Genomic DNA, 18,224 nt, shown 5'->3' with positions numbered 1-18,224 from the left:
TCGGCGGCGCCCGGGAAGCGGCAGGCCATGCCGACGATGGCTATGCCCTCTACCGCCTCCGGCCGTCGCCGTGGCAACGGCGCGAGCTCGCCGGCCGCCGGCTCGGCGGCGCCGGCCGGGCTGAGGTGACCCGCCAGGCTCTCGACGGTGGGAAAGCGAAACAGGTCGACCAGCGCCACTTCGGGATAGACCGCCCGCAAGCGGGCGTGGACCTGAACCAGCAGCAGCGAGGTCCCGCCGGCCTCGAAGAAGTTGGCGTCCGGCGCCACCGACGGCAGCGCGAGCACCGCGCACCAGGCCTCGGCGATCGCCCGCTCGCTGTCGCGCAGGGGCCGGTCGCCGCTGCGCCCCTGCAGCGGCTGCGGCGGCGGCAGCGCCTTGCGATCGAGCTTGCCGCTGGCGTTCACGGGCAGCGCCTCGAGCAGTAGGTAGCTGTCGGGCACCATGTAGGCCGGCAGCCGCTCGCCGAGGTGCCGGCGCAGCGCCTCCCTGAGCGGCTCCGCTGCCGGGGCGCCGGGCGCCGGCACCAGGTAGGCGACCAGCCGGGCCGCCGCCGCGTCCTCGCCGTGGACCGTCACCACGGCCGCACGGACCGCGGGATGGCCGAGCATCACCGCCTCAATCTCGCCCAGCTCGATGCGCTGGCCGCGCAGCTTGACCTGGAAGTCGAGGCGGCCGAGGAACTCCAGCGCGCCGTCGGGCAGCCAGCGCACCCGGTCGCCGGTGCGGTAGAGCCGCGCCCCCGGCGCCGGCGAGAAGGGGTCCGGCAGGAAGCGCTCGGCGGTCAGGCCGGGCCGGTTCAGGTAGCCGAGGCCGACCTGGTCGCCGCCGAGATGGAGCTCGCCCGGGACGCCGACCGGAACCGCCTGTCCATGCCGGTCGAGCACGTGCAGCCGGCAGTTCGGCACCGGGTAGCCGATCGGCGGCGTGCGGCGCCCGCCGGGCGGAAAGCAGTCCCAGGCCGTGACGTCGATGGCCGCCTCGGTCGGGCCGTAGAGGTTGTGCAGGCTGGCCGAGAGGCCGCGCTCGAAGAAGCGGCGCTCGAGATCGGCGGAGACCGCCTCGCCGCTGAGGAAGACCCGCTCCAGGCCGGCGCAGGCGACCGGGTCGGCCGAGGCCAGGAAGGTCTCCAGCACCGAGGGCACGAAGTGGACGACGGTCACGCCGTGGCGCGCGATGGTGGCGGCGAGGTACTGGGGATCGCGGTGGCCGCCCGGCCGCGCGAGCACCAGCCGTGCGCCGGCGATCAAGGGCCAGAAGAACTCCCAGACCGAGACGTCGAAGGTGTAAGGCGTCTTCTGCAGCACCCGGTCGCGCTCGCCGAGGCCGTAGTACTGCTGCATCCAGGCGAGGCGATTGACGATGCCGCGCTGGCTGTTGAGCGCACCCTTCGGCCGTCCGGTCGAGCCGGAGGTGAAGAGCAGGTAGGCGGAATCCTCCGCGCCGACCGGCGGCGGCCCGCTCAAGGGCTCGCCGACCTCGGCGACGTCGTGCCAGCGGGCCCCCGCCGGCAGGCGCCCGGCCAGCTCCGGGGTGGTGACGACGAGCGAGGGATCGGCGTCCTCGAGCATGTCGGCAAGCCGGGCGACCGGCTGTTCCGGGTCGAGCGGCAGGAAGGGCGCGCCGCAGCGCAGCGCGGCCAGCAGCGCGACGACCAGCTCCAGGGAGCGCTCCAGGCAGATCGCGACCGGGCGCCCCGGCCCGGCCCCGGCGGCGGCGAGGGCGCCGGCCAGCCGGTCGGCGCTCGCGATCAGCTCGGCGTAGCTGATCCGCGCCTCGCCGAAGACCGCCGCCACGGCCTCGGGGCTCCGCGCCGCCTGGGCGTCGACCAGGTCGAGCAGGCGCGGCGGCAGATCGTAGTCCAGGCCGGTGTCGTTCCAGTGGTCGAGGCGCGCCTGCTCCTCCTCGGTCAGCAGCGCCAGGCGATCGACCGGCCGGTCCGGCTCGGCCAGGATCGCCGAGAGCAGCTGCCGGAAGTGGCCCTCGAGGCGGACGATGGTGCCGGAATCGTAGAGGTCCGTGCGGTAGACGAAGCCACCCGACAGGGCCTCCGGGCGCTCGTCGAGATAGAGCGAGAGGTCGAACTGCGCGACGCCCGGGTCGAGCTCGACCGGCTGCAGCGCCAGGCCCGGAATCTCCGGCTCCGGCCCGCTCGCCGCCTGGTAGCTGAACAGCACCTGGAAGAGGGCGTGACGGCTCATGTCGCGGCTCAGCGACAGGCCGTCGACCAGCTTCTCGAAGGGCAGGTCCTGATGGGCCTGGGCATCCAGCGCCACCGCCCGCACCCGCGCCGCCAGGGTCCGGAAGTCCGGCGCATCGGAGAGGTCGAGGCGCAGTACCAGGGTGTTCACCAGGCAGCCGACGAGACCCTGCGTCTCCGGCAGCTCGCGCCCTGCCACGGGCACGCCGATGGCGAAGTCGCCTTGGTCGCTGTAGCGCGCGAGCAGCACCGCGAAGGCGGCCAGCAGCACCTGGAAGCGCGTGGTCCCGGTGTCGGCGGCGAGCCGCGCGACGCCTTCGCGCGTCGCGGCGTCGAACGCGAAGTCGTGGCGCGCGCCCTCGGCGGACTGGACCGGCGGTCGCGGCCGGTCGGTCGGCAGCTCCAGCGTCGGCAGGCCGGCCAGCCGCCCGCGCCAGTGCTCGAGCAGTGCGTCGAGGCGCTCCGCGTCGAGCTGGCGCTGCTGCCAGGCGGCGTAGTCGGCGTACTGGATCGTCAGTGCCGGCAGCGGCGAGGGCCGACCGCCGGCGAAGGCCCGGTAGAGGGCGGCGGTCTCGGCGAGCAGCAGCTCGACCGACCAGCCGTCCGCGACGATGTGGTGCAGCGAGACCAGCAGCACGTGGCGCTCGGCCGACTGCCGCAGCAGCTTCAGGCGGATCAGGGGCCCCTCGCCGAGGTCGAAGGGCAGCCGCGCCTCGGCGCGGCCCAGGCGCCGCACCTCCTCCTCGCGGGCGAAGGCCGGCAGCGGCGCCAGGTCGACGACCGGCAGCGCCAGGCCGCGCGGCGCTCCTACGACCTGGACCGGCGTCCCGTCGAGCAGCCGGAAGCGCGTGCGCAGCGTCGCGTGGCGCCGCTCGATCTCCTCGAAGGCGCGGCGCAGCAGCTCGACGTCGAGCGATCCCTCGATGGCCAGGGCGCCGACCAGGGCATAGGCCGGACTCTGGCTCTCCAGCTGGTGCAGGAACCACAGGCGGGTCTGCGCCGGCGACAGCGGGTGCGTCGTCTCGGCGGCCGAGACCCCGATCGTCTCGACCCCGGCCGAGGTCGGCGGCGCGGCGGCGTCGCGCACCTGCTGCAGCCGCTCGGCGAGGCCGGCAAGGGTCGGCGCCTCGAACACCGCGGCGACCGGCAGGTCGGCCTGCAGGCGGTCGCGCATCCGGGCGACCAGGCGGCAGGCGAGCAGCGAGTGGCCGCCGAGATCGAAGAAGCTGTCGCCGCGCCCGACCTCGGCGACGCCCAGCAGCTCGCGCCACAGCGCCGCCAGCTCGCCTTCGAGCGGCGTCGTCCTCTCGGACGAGACCGCCGGCGCGCCGTCTTCCGGCCTCGTGGAGGAGCCTGCCGACGCTCCCGTCGCGAGCGCCAGCGGCCGTTCCGGATCGGCGACCCAGCCTTCGGCCAGCCGCCGGAGGTCCTCGGCCAGGCGATGCGCCGTCGGCGGGTCGAACAGCAGGCTGCTGTACTCGAGCCGGCCGTCGAGGCCGCCGCCGGCCCGCCGGGTCAGCTCCAGGGTCAGCTCGAACTTGGCGCCCTGTTGCGGCAGGTCGAGCGGGCGCACTGCCAGGCCCGGCAGGTGGAGGTCCGAGAGGGGGTCCTCGTGCAGGGCGAAGGCAGTCTGGAACAGCGGCGAACGCCCCGTGGCCCGCGGCACTCTCAGCGCCTCCACCAGGCTCTCGAAGCCCGTCTCGCGGTGCGCGAAAGCGACGAGGACCGTCGACCGCAGCCGCTCCAGGAGCAGGCCGAGGGAGGGTCCGCCGGAGAGATCGACGCGCAGCACCAGGGTGTTGGCGAAGAGCCCGATCAGCCGCTCGAGCTCCGGCCGGTCGCGGCCGGCCTCCGGCACGCCGACGCAGAGGTCGTCCTGGCCTGCGGCCCGGCCGAGCGCCGCCGACCAGAGACCGAGCCACAGCATGAAGGGGGTCGCGCCGCAGGCCCGCGCCTGCCCCTCGAGCGCCTCGACGAGGGCGGCGGGCAGGCTGAAGTCGTGGCGCGCGCCGTCGGGCGGCAGGAGCGCCGGCACCGGCCGGTCGACCGGCAGGGCGAGCAGCGGCGCGTCGGCGAGCCGCCCGGTCCAGTAGGACAGCGCCGCCTCGGCGGTCGGACTTTCGGTCTGTTCGGCCTGCCAGGCGGCATAGTCGGCATACTGGATGGCGGGCTCGGGCGGCGGGTCCAGCGCCTCGCCGCGGGCCCGCCGGTAGAGCAGCGCCAGCTCCTCGACCAGAAGGGCGATCGACTGGCCGTCGCAGGCGGCGTGGTGCAGGGCGATGCCGAGCAGGTGATGCTCCTCCGCGAGGCGGGCGACCTGCGCGCGCAGCAGCGGCGCCCGCGCCAGCTCGAAGGGCCGCGCCAGGGCCTCGGCGAGGTGTCGCTGCGCCGCGCCTGCCCGCGTGGCCGCCGGCCGAGCCTCGAAGGAGAGCACCGGCAGGCTGAAGGGCAGCTTGGGCTCGATCGCCTGCAGCGGCTCGCCGTCGACCGCGACCAGCGCCGTGCGCAGGATCTCGTGGCGCGAGACCAACTCCTGGAAGGCCTGCTCGAGGGCCGCGCAGTCGAGCGCGCCCCGGATCTCCAGCGCGTGGGCGACGACATAGGCCGCGCTCGGCCCCTGCAGCTGGTCCAGGAACCAGAGCCGCCGCTGCGCCGGGGAAGCCGGGAAGACGTAGACCTGGCCGCTCATCCGGTGCCCTCTTCCTCGCGGCGCGTCTCCAGCCCCAGGGTCGCCCGGTCGAGCCGCCGGCGCTCCCGGTCGACCCGACGGATGCTCCCCGCTCCCGCCGCCGGGGCCGGTGCCGCCGGTATCGGTGCTGCTGCAGTCTGCGGCGTGCGCGCGGCCGACTGGTGCGCCCGGGAGGCCTCGATTGCCGCAGCCGCCGCAGCGACGGTGGGGCGCTCCAGGAAGGCCTTGATCGGGAGCTCGACGGCGTAGCGCTCGCGCAGCGTCGCGACCAGGCGCGCGGCCATCAGCGAGTGGCCGCCAAGGCGGAAGAAGTCGTCGTCCACGCCGAGCTCCGCCGTGCCGAGCAGCGAGCGCCAGAGCGCCAGCAGCTCCCGCTCCAGCGCCGTCTCCGCCGCACGGGGTGGCGCAGGCGCCGGATCGGCCGTCTCCGGCAGGGCGAGGGCCTTGCGGTCGATCTTGCCGTGGGCGCTCAGCGGCAGGGCGGCCAGGCCGACGAAGCGGTCGGGGATCATGTGGGGCGGCAGGCGGCGCGCCAGATGATCGCGCAGGCCGTCCGCCAGGCCTGCCGGCAGGAGCCCCCTCGCCGGCCCGGAGCCGCCGCCAAGTGACTCGGCGCGCAGCGACTCGGCGCGCGGCTCGGGCACCGGCGGCAGCGTGTGGCCCGGACGCCGGGCATAGAGGCAGTGGATCGCCGTGCCGGCCAGCCAGCGCTCCTGCTCGGCGACCACCTCGAAGCCGCGCTCCCGCAGCAGCGCCTCGACCGCCTGGAGGCGCCCCTCGATGTCGTGGACCTCGATCACGACCTGGCGGATCCTCGGCCAGTCGCCCGCGTCGATGCCCTGGAGCACCGACCACTCGGCCTTCTCGACGTCGATCTTGAGCAGGTCGACACGCTCGATGCCCAGGCTGTCGAGCAGGCCGGACAGGCGGCGGGTCGGCACGGTCACGGTCTCGCTCGCGAGCCGGTCGGCGACCAGCTCGTCGAGCAGGTCCGCCTCGATGCCCGCCGCCTCCCCGCCCTGCTGCAGGAAGGCGCGGACCACGGCGGTCTCTTCCTCGCGATCGGCGCTGGGGCCGGACAGGATCGAGACATGCGGGTACCAGGTGAAGGCGGTTTCGCCGTCGGTCTCGGCGAGCGCCAGGGCGTGGCTGGTGATCCGTCCGCCGGCCAGGGCCGCATTGGAGGCCAGCAGCGCATGGACCGCGGGCACCGGCTCGAAGGCGTGGATGCGCGCGCCGGGCAGGCTGGCCGCGACCGAGAGGGCGAAGATGCCGGCGTTGGCGCCGATGTCGAGCACGACCGCGTCCTCCGGCAGCCCGATGCCGTGGCGGAAGTAGGTCCGCTCCTCGAAGTGCTCGCGCACCATGAAGGCGGTCTCGGCAGGATTGAGCGCGGCGATCCGCAGGCCGCCCGGCAGCAGGAAGCCCTCCCGCTCCCCGCCGGGGAGCTCGGTTGCGGCCGGCGCCGCGGCGTTCGGCACGATCCAGGCGACCAGGCGCCGTGCGACGGCGTCCTCGCCGACCAGCCCCGCGACGGCGTCGCGCACCGCCGGATGCGTGCGCAGGGCGGCCTCGATCTCGCCCAGCTCGATGCGCTGTCCGCGCAGCTTCACCTGGTTGTCGCGGCGCCCGAGGTAGAGGATCGCGCCGTCGGCCCGCCAGCGGCCGAGGTCGCCGGTGCGGTAGAGGCGCTCGCCGGCGCGGAAGGGGTCGGGGACGAAGGCCTGCTCGGTGAGCTCCGGGCGCTTCAGGTAGCCCCGCGCGAGCTGCACGCCGCCGAGATGGATCTCGCCGACGCCGCCGACCGGCACCGGGCGGCCCCGGTCGTCGAGGATGCGCACCAGGGTGTTGGCGATCGGGCGGCCGATCGGCACCGCCGGCTCCTCCGGCAGGTCGAGGCAGGCCCAGTGGGTGACGTCGATCGCGGCCTCGGTCGGGCCGTAGAGGTTGTGCAGTTCCGCGGGCAGGCCGAGGGCGTGAAAGCGCGCCACCAGGTCGCGCGGCAAGGCCTCGCCGCTGCAGACCACCCGCTGGAGAGAGCTGCAGGCGGCCGCCTCCGGATCCTCGACGAAGACCGCCAGCATCGAGGGCACGAAGTGGCAGACCGTGACCCGCTCCTCTCGGATCGTGCGGGCCAGGGCGCGCGGGTCGCGGTGCAGCTCCGGCTCGGCGACGAGCAGGCGCGCGCCGACGGTCAGCGGCCAGAAGAATTCCCAGACCGAGACGTCGAAGGTGTAGGGCGTCTTCTGCAGGACCGTGTCGCCGTGGCCGATCGGGAAGGCCTGCTGCATCCACGCGAGGCGGTTGCGCAGGCCGCCGTGCAGCGAGACGACGCCCTTCGGCCGGCCCGTGGAGCCCGAGGTGAAGAGCAGGTAGGCGGGCTGATCGGCTCCTGCGCGCGGCAGTGCGGAAGCCGCCGTCTCGGGCGCCGGCGCCTCGAGGTCGAGCGGGCCGAGCTCGAGCAGCGGCCGCCCGGCGGCCAGCGCCGAGCGCATCGCCTCCGGCACCCGCAGGCCGGCGCGGGTCAGCGCCGCGACGGGCTCCGCGTCGCCGAGCGCGCCGGCCAGCCGCTCGGGCGCCTCGTCGAGCGCGACGGGCAGGTAGGCGGCGCCGACGCGCAGCACCGCCAGCAGGCCGACGACCATCTCGAAGGAGCGGTCGAACAGGCAGGCGACGCTGGTCTCCGGGCCCGCGCCGAGCGCCGCCAGCTTCTCCGCCAGCGCGCCGCTCTCGGCCGCGAGACGGCCGTAGCTCATGGTCCGCCCGGCGAAGGCCAGCGCCGGCGCCTCCGGCGCGCGGGCCGCCTGCGCCTCGAACTGCTCATGCACCAGCCCGAGGTCCGCCGGCCAAGCCTGGGCCGTGTCGTTCCATCCTTCGAGCAGCAGCGCCCGCTCGGCCTCCCCGACCGGCGTCAGGTCGCGCAGCGGCGCCTCGGGCTGCTCGGCCAGGGCCGCGGCCCAGACCTGAAGCTGCTCGGCCAGGCGCTCGACGGCCGCCGGGCTGAACAGGTCGGCATCGTAGTCGAGGTCGAGAGTGAGCGACCCCTCGACGTCGAGCGCGTTGATGCAGAGCGGGAACTTTGCGCCCTGCGCCGGCGAGGGCAGCAAGCGGGCGCTCACCCCCGGAATCGCCGGGCCGAGGCTGGGGCGGTCGAGGTTGAAGGTGACCTCGAGCAGCGGCGGCCGCTCGGCGCTCCAGGCGAGCCCGAGCAGGCGCAGCAGCTCCGCGTAGGGGTAGTCCTGGTGGTCCAGCGCTTCGACCAGCGCCGAGCGCGTGCGGGCCAGATGCGCGGTGAAGGACTCCTCGGCGCGCCACCGGCTGGCGACCGGCACGAGATGGGTCGCATAGCCGACCGCTTCGGCCAAGTCCGCCTCGTGGCCGCGGCCGAGCACCGGGCAGCCGACCAGCAGCGCCTCGCGACCGGTCAGCTGGTGCAGGAAGGAGGTGACGACCGCCAGCAGCGCGGCGAAGGGGGTCGCGCCCGCGGAGCGGCCGAGCGCCTCGATCCGGCGGCGCAGCCCGGCGTCGAGCGTGAAGCGATGGCGCCCGCCGCGCCGCGGCCGGCCCTCGACCGGCCGGCGGTCGGTCGGCAGGTCGAGCGGCTCGGGCAGCGGCGACAGGGCCGCGCGCCAGAAACTCTCCAGCTCGGCGCGACGCGCGCCCTCGAGCGCGGCCTGCTGGTAGCGCACCAGGTCGCTCAGCTGACCCGCCGGCGCCGCCGGGGGCGCAGCGCCTTTCAGCTCGGCGCGGTAGCAGGCGCAGAGGTCGTTGAGCAGCAGCGCCAGCGACCAACCGTCGACGAGGATGTGGTGTGCGGCCAGCGCCAGGACCTGCCGCCCCTCGGATTCCTCCAGCAGCCCGACGCGCAGGAGCGGCGGCGACGATAGGTCGAAGGGACGGGACAGGAAGGCGGCGAGCCAGGCGTCGCGCGGCACGCCGCTCGCGCGGTCCAGCGCGACCGGCAGGGTCTCCCGAATCTCCTGGGTCCGGCCGTCGCCGTCGATGGCGGTCCGCAGCGCCTCGTGCCGGGCGACCAGGCGCTGCAGCGCCGCCTCCAGCAGCGCCGGCTCGAGCCCGCCCTCGAGCTCCAGGGCGAGGGATTCGGTGTAGGCGAGCGACGCCGTCTCCTCGACCTCGGCGAGCAGCCAGAGCTGCTGCTGGGCCGCCGAGAGCGGCAGCACCCGCGAGGCCGCGACGGCGGAGCGACCCGGACTCGCCTCGATGTAGCCGCCCTCGCGCAAGGCCAGCACGCTGTTGCGCACGGCCTGCGCGACCTGGTCCATTTCCACCGGCCCGTGCGCCGCCGACAGGAAGCAGTTGCGCCCCTCCCAGACGAAGACGCCCTTCTCGAGCAGGTGGTAGAACAGCAGGTCGAGGTTGCCGCGGTGGGCGAAGCGGAACAGCGAGCCGCAGGTCAGCAGCTCCAGCGGCACCTCGCGCTCGGCGAGCCAGCGGTTCAGCTCGGCGGCGAAGCGGCCGGTCAGCGCGTTGAGGTCGGCCTGCAGCGCCGGGCCGCGCCGCTTCATCTCGGCCAGCGCCGCACGGGTCGAGGCCATGGCCAGGGGATTGCCGTTGAAGGTGCCGGCGAAGAAGGTGACCTCGCCCGCAGGGTAGGAGGCGTCGCCGTAGCGCCAGAGGCCGCCGTCGATGCCGTCGAGCAAATCGCCGCGCCCGGCGACGGCAGCGACCTCGATGCCGCCGCCCATCGCCTTGCCGTAGGTCGCCAGGTCGGCCTCCACGCCGAACCAGGCCTGGGCGCCGCCGGGATGCAGGCGGAAGCCGGTGATCATCTCGTCGAAGATCAGCAGCAACCCGAGCTCGCGCGTGACCGCGCGCAGCCGCTTCAGGTAGTCGCCCGGCTGCAGCTGCAGGGCACGGCTCTGCACCGGCTCGACGAGCACCGCCGCCAGGCGGCCGGCGTGGCGGCGCAGCGTCTCCAGGCTGGCGTCGTCGCCGTAGTCGAGCAGCAGGACGTCCTGCACCATGGCGGCCGGAATGCCGCCGGCGACCGGTTCCGCCTCGAAGCCGTCGCCGGCGCCCGCCGCCAGCAGGCCGTCGCTGTGGCCGTGGTAGGAATTGCGGAACAGCGCGATGCCGTCGCGGCCCTTGGCGAGGCGCGCGAGGCGGACCGCGGTCATCACCGATTCGCTGCCGGACTGGCAGAAGACGACGCGGTCCATGCCGGTAAGCTCGCAGAGCAGTTCGGCCGCCGCCGCGGCATCCGCCGAGCGCGGGGCCATGGCGAGCCCGCGGTCGAGCGCGGCACGCTGCGCCTCCAGCAGGAAGGGCGCGCGGTGCCCGAAGAGGTTGACGCCGAAGTCCATCGAGACGTCGATGTACTCGTTGCCGTCGATGTCCCACAGGCGGGCACCCTCGGCGCGCGCGCCCGTCAGCGGATAGAGCATCTCCTTGATCGAGGGCCGGAAACCGGCCGAGGCGCGGCTGTCGGCGAGGCGCGGGCGCCCCGCCTCGGCGAGCTGCTTGCTGCGCGCCGTGCGCCTCGTGTAGCGCGAGACCAGCGCCTCCAGGTGGGCCTGCCGCCGCGGGTCGCCCTGGCCGGCCTCCTCGCGTCGCGGCGGGCGGTGCGGCCCGTGATCGCGTCGCGCTGCCGCCGGCCGGCGCGCCGCGGCCGACCCCGGCACGGCCGACCCCGGCACGGCCGACCCCGGCACGGCCGACCCCGGCACGGCCGATTCGCGTCCCGAGAGGGCGGCGAGCTGCTGGCTGACGACGTTCTGCACCAGGTCGAGCTGGCGGGCGAAGAGTGCGGCGAGCTCTTCGCCGGCCGCGGCACCGGCGGGACCGGGCGTGCTCGCCGGGGCGGCGAGCGTGGATCCGGGCAAGGCCGAAGAGCGGTCCTCGGCCGTGGCGGGAGCGGCCTGCGCCACGTAGTCGGCGAGCGCGCGCACGCTGGTCAGCTCCTCGAAGAACTGCCGGCCGGAGAGGGTCAGGCCGTAGCGGAGGCGCACCAGCCGCCCGACCTCGACGAGGCTCAGGGAATCCGCGCCCAGCTCGAGCAGCGGCGCGTCGGGATCGATGTCGGCCGGGTCGCTCTTCAGCGCCTCGGCGACAAGGGCGATCATCGCGTTCGTATCGGCGGCGGCCCGCGGTGCAGGCAGCGGCGCGACGACGCCCTCGGTCCCCTCGGGTTCGCTCATCGCAGGTTCCTCGATCCAGTGGACGCGCCGCTCGAAGGGATAGCCGGCCTGCCACAGCCGGCGTCGGCCGTAGGGCCGGTCGACGGCCGCCCAGTCGACCGGCTGTCCCTCCAGCCAGAGCGCGGTCAGGCTCTCCAGGCAGCAGCGCCAGTCGGGCTCGCCCGGATCCAGCGCCGGAAGGAAGCGCGCCGTCGGAAGGCAGGCCCGGCCGAGCGCCGAGAGCACCGGGCGCGGCCCGATCTCCAGGAACCGTTCGATGCCGCGGTCGGCGAGCGTCTTCAGCGCCTCGGCGAAGCGCACCGGCTCGCGGGCGTGGCGCGCCCAGTCGGCCGGCAGCGGCTGCGCGCCCGGCGCCAGCAGGGCACCGTCGAGGTTCCGCGCCAGCGGCACCGCACCGGCCCGCCAGGAGACCGAGCCGGCGAGCGCGGCCAAGGGCTCCAGCACCGGGTCCATCATGGGCGAATGGAAGGCATGGGAGACCGGCAGGCGCTGGCTGCGCAGGCCGCGCGCGCCGAGGCGCGACTCGACGCACGCCACGGCTTCGCGGTCGCCGGCCAGCACCGTCGCCCGCGGCCCATTCAGCGCCGCGAGCGAGACCCGCTCGGCAAGCTCGCCGATCGCCTCGAGGGCGGTCGCGGCGTCGGCGGCGACCGCGAGCATGTCGCCTTCCGGCAGGGCGTCCATCAGGCGCCCGCGCTCGGCCACCAGCGGCAGCAAATCCTCGAGGTCGATCATCCCGGCGACGGCCGCCGCGACGTACTCTCCAAGGCTATGGCCGAGCACCGCCGCCGGCTCGATTCCCCAGCTGCGCGACAGGCAGGCGAGCGACCACTCGAGCGCGACCAGCGCCGGCTGCGCGTAGCGGGTGCGCGCCAGCCGCTCGGTCTCCTCGCCGTAGAGCAGCGCGACCAGCGGGACGTCGAGATGCGGTTTCAGGATGCGCGCGCAGCGCTCGATCTCGGCGGCGAAGGGCGGCGAGGTCTCGTAGAGGCCGCGCGCCATGCCGGCGCCGACGGCGCCCTGGCCGGTGAAGAGGAAGGCGACCGGCGCTGCGGCCGTCCCGGTCGCCCGGCCCAGTGCGACCTCGGCCGGCCGCTCGCCGCGCGCGACGGCCGCCAGGCGGTGGCGCAGCTCCGTCTCGTCCGCCACCACCGTCGCCAGGCGGCAGGCATGCTGCGCGCGCCCCGCGTTGTTGGTGAAGCAGCGGTCGCCGATCGGCGCGGCCTCGCCGAGGCTGGAGGCGACCGCCCCGGCCAGCGACCGCAGCGCCGCCGGCGAGCGCGCCGAGAGCACGAAGGGGTGGTGGCTGCGCTCCGGGCCGGGGTTCGGGGCCGCGACGGCGGGCGCCTGCTCCAGCACGACATGGGCATTGGTGCCCATGAGCGAGAAGGCGCTGACCCCGGCGCGGCGCGGCCGGCCAGTCGCCGGCCAGGGCTCGCAGCGGCGCGGCACGCGTAGCGCCAGCTCGGACCAGGGCACGTGCGGGTTCGGCCTGCGCAGGGACGGCTGCCCGGGGACCGCGCCCCGGTCCAGGGCCAGCACCGTCTTAACCAGGCCGGCGAGGCCCGCCGCGGCCTCCAGGTGCCCGACGCTGGTCTTGACCGCGCCGACCAGCAGCGGCCGGTCGTCCGGCCGCCCGGCGAAGACGGCGCCCAGGGCGTTCAGCTCGATCGGATCGCCCAGCTCGGTGCCGGTGCCGTGGGCCTCGAGGTAGTCGATCGCGTCGGGCTCCAGGCCGGCGTCGGCCAGGGCGTCGCGGATCACCGCCTGTTGCGCGGCGCCGTTCGGCACCGTGAGCCCGCCGCCGGCGCCGTCCTGGTTGACCGCGCTGCCGCGGATCACGCCGAGGATGTGCTCGCCGCTCGCCAGCGCGTCGGACAGGCGGCGCAGCACCAGCACCGCGCAGCCCTCGCCGCGCCCGAAGCCGTCGGCGGCGGCATCGAAGGTCTTGGAGCGGCCGTCGGGCGCGAGCGCGCCGGTGACGTCGTTGTAGAGGTAGCCGCCCGGCGAGAGCATCAGGTGGACGCCGCCGACCAGCGCCCGCTCGCTTTCGCCGCAGCGCAGGGAGAGGCAGGCCTGGTGCAGCGCGACCAGCGAGGCCGAGCAGGCCGTGTCGACGGCGAGGCTCGGCCCGCTCAGGCCGAGCAGGTAGGATAGGCGGCCGGCGGCGAAGCAGGCCGTGTTGCCGCTGCCGAAGTAGGCGTCGATGCGCTCGGCCTCGCCGCGGGCGATCTGCCGGTCCGCGTAGTCGTGGGAGGTCAGGCCGACGAAGACGCCGGTGCGGCTGCCCTTCAGCGAATCGGGCGAGAGTCCGGAACGCTCCAGGGCCTCCCAGGCGACCTCGAGCAGCAGGCGCTGCTGCGGGTCGAGCGCGTCGGCCTCCCGCCCCGAGAGATGGAAGAAGGCGGCGTCGAAGCCGCGCACGTCCTCGAGGAAGGCGCCCTCGGCGGCGCGGCTGCGGCCCGGCCCGCCGGCGCCGTGGAAGCGGTCGACGTCCCAGCGGTCGCGCGGAATCGGCCCGATCGCGTCGCGCCCCTCGGCCAGCAATTCCCAGAAGGCCTCCGGCGTTTCGCCGCCCGGGAAGCGGCAGGACAGGCCGACGATGGCGATCGGCTCGCGCGCCGCCGCCGGCGTCGGGTCGGGCTGCGGGCGCGCGGCCCGGGCCGCCGCGACCGCGCCGGCCGCCGCCGCCGCCCGCGGCGTCGCCACCCGCCCGCCCAGCCACCCCCCCGCCAACCCCTCGATCGTCGGATGCTCGATCGCCAAGGTCGCCGGCAGGACCAGGCCGCTCGCGCGCTGCAGGCGATCGCGCAGGTCGAGCGCCGAGAGCGAATCCATGCCGAGGTCCTGGAGGCCGCGATCGGCGGGCGGCGAGCGGTCTTCGCCCAGGCCCAGGACCGCCATCGCCTGGCGGCGCACGAAGGCTTCGACCAAGCCGGCGCGCTCCGCCGGATAGGCTTCGGCCAGCCGCAGCCTGAGCAAGGGCGGCTCGCCGGGCGCCGGATTCGCGGCGCGCTCCGCCGCCCGGCGGACCGCTGCCGCCTCCGAGAGCCAGGCCGGGGCGTCGCGGTAGGCGACGACCCGCGACAGTGCCGGCCAGTCGGCGGACAGGACCAGCGGGCAGGCCGTCGGGCCGCCGGCGAGGCGCTCCAGCGCCGCCAGCGCCTGCTCTCGGGTCAGGCCGTCGAGGCCGGCGGCGGCCCAGCGATGGGCAGCCGCGCGCCCGGCCATGCCCAGCTCGGCCCAAGGGCCCCAGGCGACGGCCACGGCCGGCCGGCCGGCGCGGCGCGCCGCGGCCACCGTTGCCTCCAGGCCGGCATTGGCCGCCGCGTAGTTCGCTGCCTTGGCCAGACCCAGCGTCGCCGCCGCCGAGGAGAAGAACAGCAGGAAGTCGAGCGGCAGGTCCGCGGTCGCCCTCAGCAGGCTCTCGGTGCCGCCGAGCTTGGCGGCGAGCAGCGGCGCGCAGGCGCTCCAGGAGAGGGTCGCGAAGGGAGCGTCCTCGAAGGCCCCGGCCGCCTGCACGACGCCCTTCAGCGGCCGGCCCTCCTTGGCCCGGCTGTCGGCCAGGCCGGCGATCGCGGCCTCGAGGCCCTCCGCATCGCAGAGGTCGATCTGCAGCGCCTCGACCTGCGCGCCCAGCGCCGCCAGCCGTTCCAGGGCTTCGGCCGGCGGCGGACGACGGCCGGCCAGGAGGAGATGGCGCGCGCCCAGCGCGACGAGCCGCTCGGCGACCGCGCCGCCGAGGGCGCCGCCGCCGCCGATCACCAGGTAGCTCGCCTCGGCCGACACCTTGAGAGCGGGCGCGTCGGCTCCGCCCTCCGGCGCAACCAGGGGGCGCAGCCGCAGCGCGAGGCTGCGCGCCGCGCGCAGCGCGACCTGGCGCTCGGCGCCGCCCGACAGGTGCGGCAGCGCCGCCTCGACCCGGGTCGCCGCGTCGAGGTCGATCAGACCGCCGGCGCAGCCGGGGTGCTCCGCGGCGAAGGAACGCGCCAGGCCCCAGGCCGCCGCCTGCCAGGGGTCGGCGGCGGAGTCCTGCTCCAGCAGCTGGCTGCCGCGGGTGACCAGCCAGGCCGGCACCTCGGCACCCGAAGCTGCCAGGCCGCGCAGCGCCGCCAGCGTCCGCCGCAGCCCTGGTTCGCCGCCGTCGAGCGGCGCCAGGCAGACCAGGCCGTCGAAGCGCCCGGCGGCAAGCTCGGCGGCGACCTCGGCCTCGGCGGCCTCCGGGTCGTCGCCGGCGGCGATCGTCGGTGCGTCGAGCGCCGCCGCCAGCGCCGCGCCCTCGCCGGCCCGGTCGGCGACCAGCAGCCAGCGGCCGGCGGGCCGGATCGCGACCGGGCGGCGCGCGACCATGACGCTCTGGGCCGCCGCCTCGCCGCAGGCTTCGGCAGCCTCCACCGTGAAGCCGGCCTCGGCCAGCAGCTCCTGCCAGGCACCGGGCCGCAGCAGCGGGTAGTCGGGGCGCCGCTCGGCATCGGCGAAGCGCCACCAGCCCTCAGTCAGGCCGAACACAAGGTCGAGCCAGCGCCGCGGCGCGGTCTGCTCCAGCAGCAGCAGCCGGCCGCCCGGCGCCAAGAGGCGCCCGACGTGGGACAGCGTCTCGCCCAGGTCGCGGGTCGCGTGCAGGACGTTGGCCGCGACGACGAGATCGTAGGCGCCGAGCGTCAGGCCCTGGCCGGCCGGATCGCACTCGATGTCGAGAACCGCGGTTTCGAGCCAGGGCCGCTCGGCATAGCGGGCGGCGGCCTGGGCCAGCAGCGGCGGCGCCACGTCGGTGAAGAGATAGCGCGTGCGCTGCGCCGGCAGGCGCGCCAGCAGGTGCTCGGTCGTGCCGCCGGTGCCGGCACCGACCTCGAGGACGCGCAAGGGGCGCTCCTCTGCCGCCGCCGCGGCGAGCGCAGCCGCGACCTCTCCCGCCAGGCCATTGGCCAGCTGCAGCACGGCCGAATCGCAGTAGAGCGCGGCCAGCCTGTCGCCGCTGCCGTCGGGGAACAGGATCTCAAGCGGATCGCGTGCGCCGCGCAGAACCTCGGCGAGGGCCCTGCCGCACTCCGCGACCAGGGCGATGCCGCCGCGGTGGGTCGCGAAGCGCGCCTGCAGCTCCTCGGCCAGGGCGCCGGGCTCGCCGGCCGCCTCCGGATCGGACGCCATCTCCGTCAGCCGCGCGAAGAGCCGCCGGTGCGCCGGGACGACCTCGGCCTCCATGACCGCCTCCAGCGCCCGCCGCGCGAAGCCGGCGCAGAGACGCTCCAGCTCCGCCTCGAGCGCGCCGGTCTCGGCTTCCCGCGCCGGGTCGCGCAGGCGCGCGGCGGTCGCGGCGAGCCGCCCCGGCAGGTCCGGCGCCTCGATGGGATCGATGGCGACCCAGGCCGGTGCGTAGGCGAGGCCGGCGAAATCCGTCGCCTCGCGCGCCGCTGCCGCCTCGGCGAACCAGTGCCGCCGGTGCTGCCAGGGGTAGGACGGCAGGTCGGCGATCCGGCTGTCTTCCGGGTAGAGCGCCTGCCACTCGATCCGCCGGCCGGCGACGAAGGCCGCCGCGAGCTCCGGCAGCGGCCTCGTCGCCGCCGGGCCGCCGCGCTTGGGCCGGGGCGGCCGCTCGCCGGCGAGGAGGCCGGCCGGCGCCGCGCCCTCGGCGAAGCCGCGCAGCAGCCCGGCCGCCGCCGCGGCATCCGGGGCGACCAGGGCGAGCCGGTGGTCGTGATGCGTGCGCCGCACGGCGGCCGTCCAGCAGAGGTCGGCGAAGGCGCGGGGCGAGTCGCCGAGCCCCTCGAGCCGCTCGGCGAAGCGCCGCGCCAGCGCGACGAGCGCCGCCGGCTCGGCGGCCGACAGCACGAGCAGACGCTCGGCCGGGGCCAGCGCCGGACGCTCGGCCGGGCGGGACGGCGGCGGCGCGAGCAGCACGTGGGCGTTGGTCCCGCCGAATCCGAAGCCGCTGACGCCGGCCAGGGACCGGTCCTCCGGCCAGTCCTCGGCCTCCGCGAGCACCCTCAGGCCGATCTCCGCGAAGGGAATGTCGGGATTGGGCGCGCTGTAGTTCAGGCTCGCCGGCAGGCGACCCCGCTCGAGCGCGAGCACCGTCTTGATCACGCCGGCGACGCCGGCGGCGGCCTCCAGGTGCCCGATGTTGCTCTTGACCGAGCCGATCGGCAGGCTCGCGCCGACGCGCCCCTCCAGCGCCTCGGCCAGGGCCAGCGCCTCGATCGGATCGCCCAGGCGCGTGCCGGTGCCGTGGGCCTCGACGTAGCCGAGCGCCGCCGGGGTCGCGCCGGCCGAGTCCAGGGCGGCGCGGATCACGGCGACCTGGGCCGGCCCGTTCGGCGCCGTCAGCCCGTTGCTGCGGCCGTCCTGGTTGACCGCCGAGCCGCAGAGCAGCGCGCGCACCGGGTCGCCGGCGGCGCGCGCGTCCTCGAGACGCTCGAGCACCAGGACCCCGCAGCCCTCACCGCGTACGTAGCCGTCGGCGCGGGCGTCGAAGGCCTTGCAGCGGCCGTCGGCGGAGAGCATGCGCGCCGCCGAGAAGGCGACCATCAGCTCGGGCGCCAGCAGCAGGTTGACCCCGGCGACGACGGCCCGCTCGCATTCGCCCGACAGCAGGCTCTGGCGCGCCAGGTGCAGCGCCACGAGGGAGGAGGAGCAGGCGGTGTCGACGGCGACCGAGGGCCCGCGCAGGTCGAGGAGGTAGGACAGGCGGTTGGCCGCGATCGAGAGCGCGTTGCCGGTGCCGGCATAGGCGTCCACGGCGTCCGGCCCCGGCGGCTGGATGCGGCTGTAGTCGAAGGTCGAGATGCCGACGAAGACGCCGGTCGCGGAACCCGCCAGGCGCTCGCGGGTCAGGCCGGCGCTCTCCAGCGCTTCCCAGGCGACCTCGAGCAGGAGGCGTTGCTGCGGGTCCATGGCGTCGGCCTCGCGCGGGGCGATGCCGAAGAAGCCGGCGTCGAACTGCTCGACCCCATCGAGCAGGCCGGCTCGGCGGCTGTAGGTCTTGCCGGGGGCGCCCGGCAGGGGATCGAAGGGCGCGGCCAGGCCCCGGCGCACCGAGGGGATATCGGCGATCGCCTCGCGCCCCGACTCGAGGAGCTCCCAGAAAGCCTCAGGGCTCCCCGCCCCCGGCAGGCGGCAGCCCATGCCGACGATCGCCAGCTCGCGCAGCCTCTCGCTCACCTGTACCCCCGCCTCTCGC

Annotated in this window: 2 protein-coding genes (1 of these 2 running past the window's edge); both read right to left on the bottom strand. The window is 76.0% G+C overall.

The features are described 5' to 3' along the window. On the bottom strand, positions 1-4,889 hold the 5' portion of the coding sequence (locus WD341_RS16590) for an amino acid adenylation domain-containing protein (RefSeq protein ID WP_368426594.1). It extends 4,240 nt beyond the left edge of the window; only the first 4,889 of its 9,129 coding nucleotides appear in the window; the start codon lies at positions 4,887-4,889; its stop codon lies beyond the left edge, outside the window. Continuing rightward, positions 4,886-18,205 (bottom strand): amino acid adenylation domain-containing protein, encoded by a 13,320-nt coding sequence (locus WD341_RS16585; protein WP_368426593.1) that lies wholly within the window; start codon positions 18,203-18,205, stop codon positions 4,886-4,888. Before WD341_RS16585 ends, WD341_RS16590 begins: the two co-directional genes overlap by 4 nt. Positions 18,206-18,224: the final 19 nt, after the last annotated feature.

It is taken from the genome of Tistlia sp. (genome assembly GCF_040905785.1).
GTDB lineage: Bacteria > Pseudomonadota > Alphaproteobacteria > Kiloniellales > DSM-21159 > Tistlia.
Note: the sequence above shows the minus strand (reverse complement) of the source record. Positions and strands in the feature narration are given on the sequence as shown.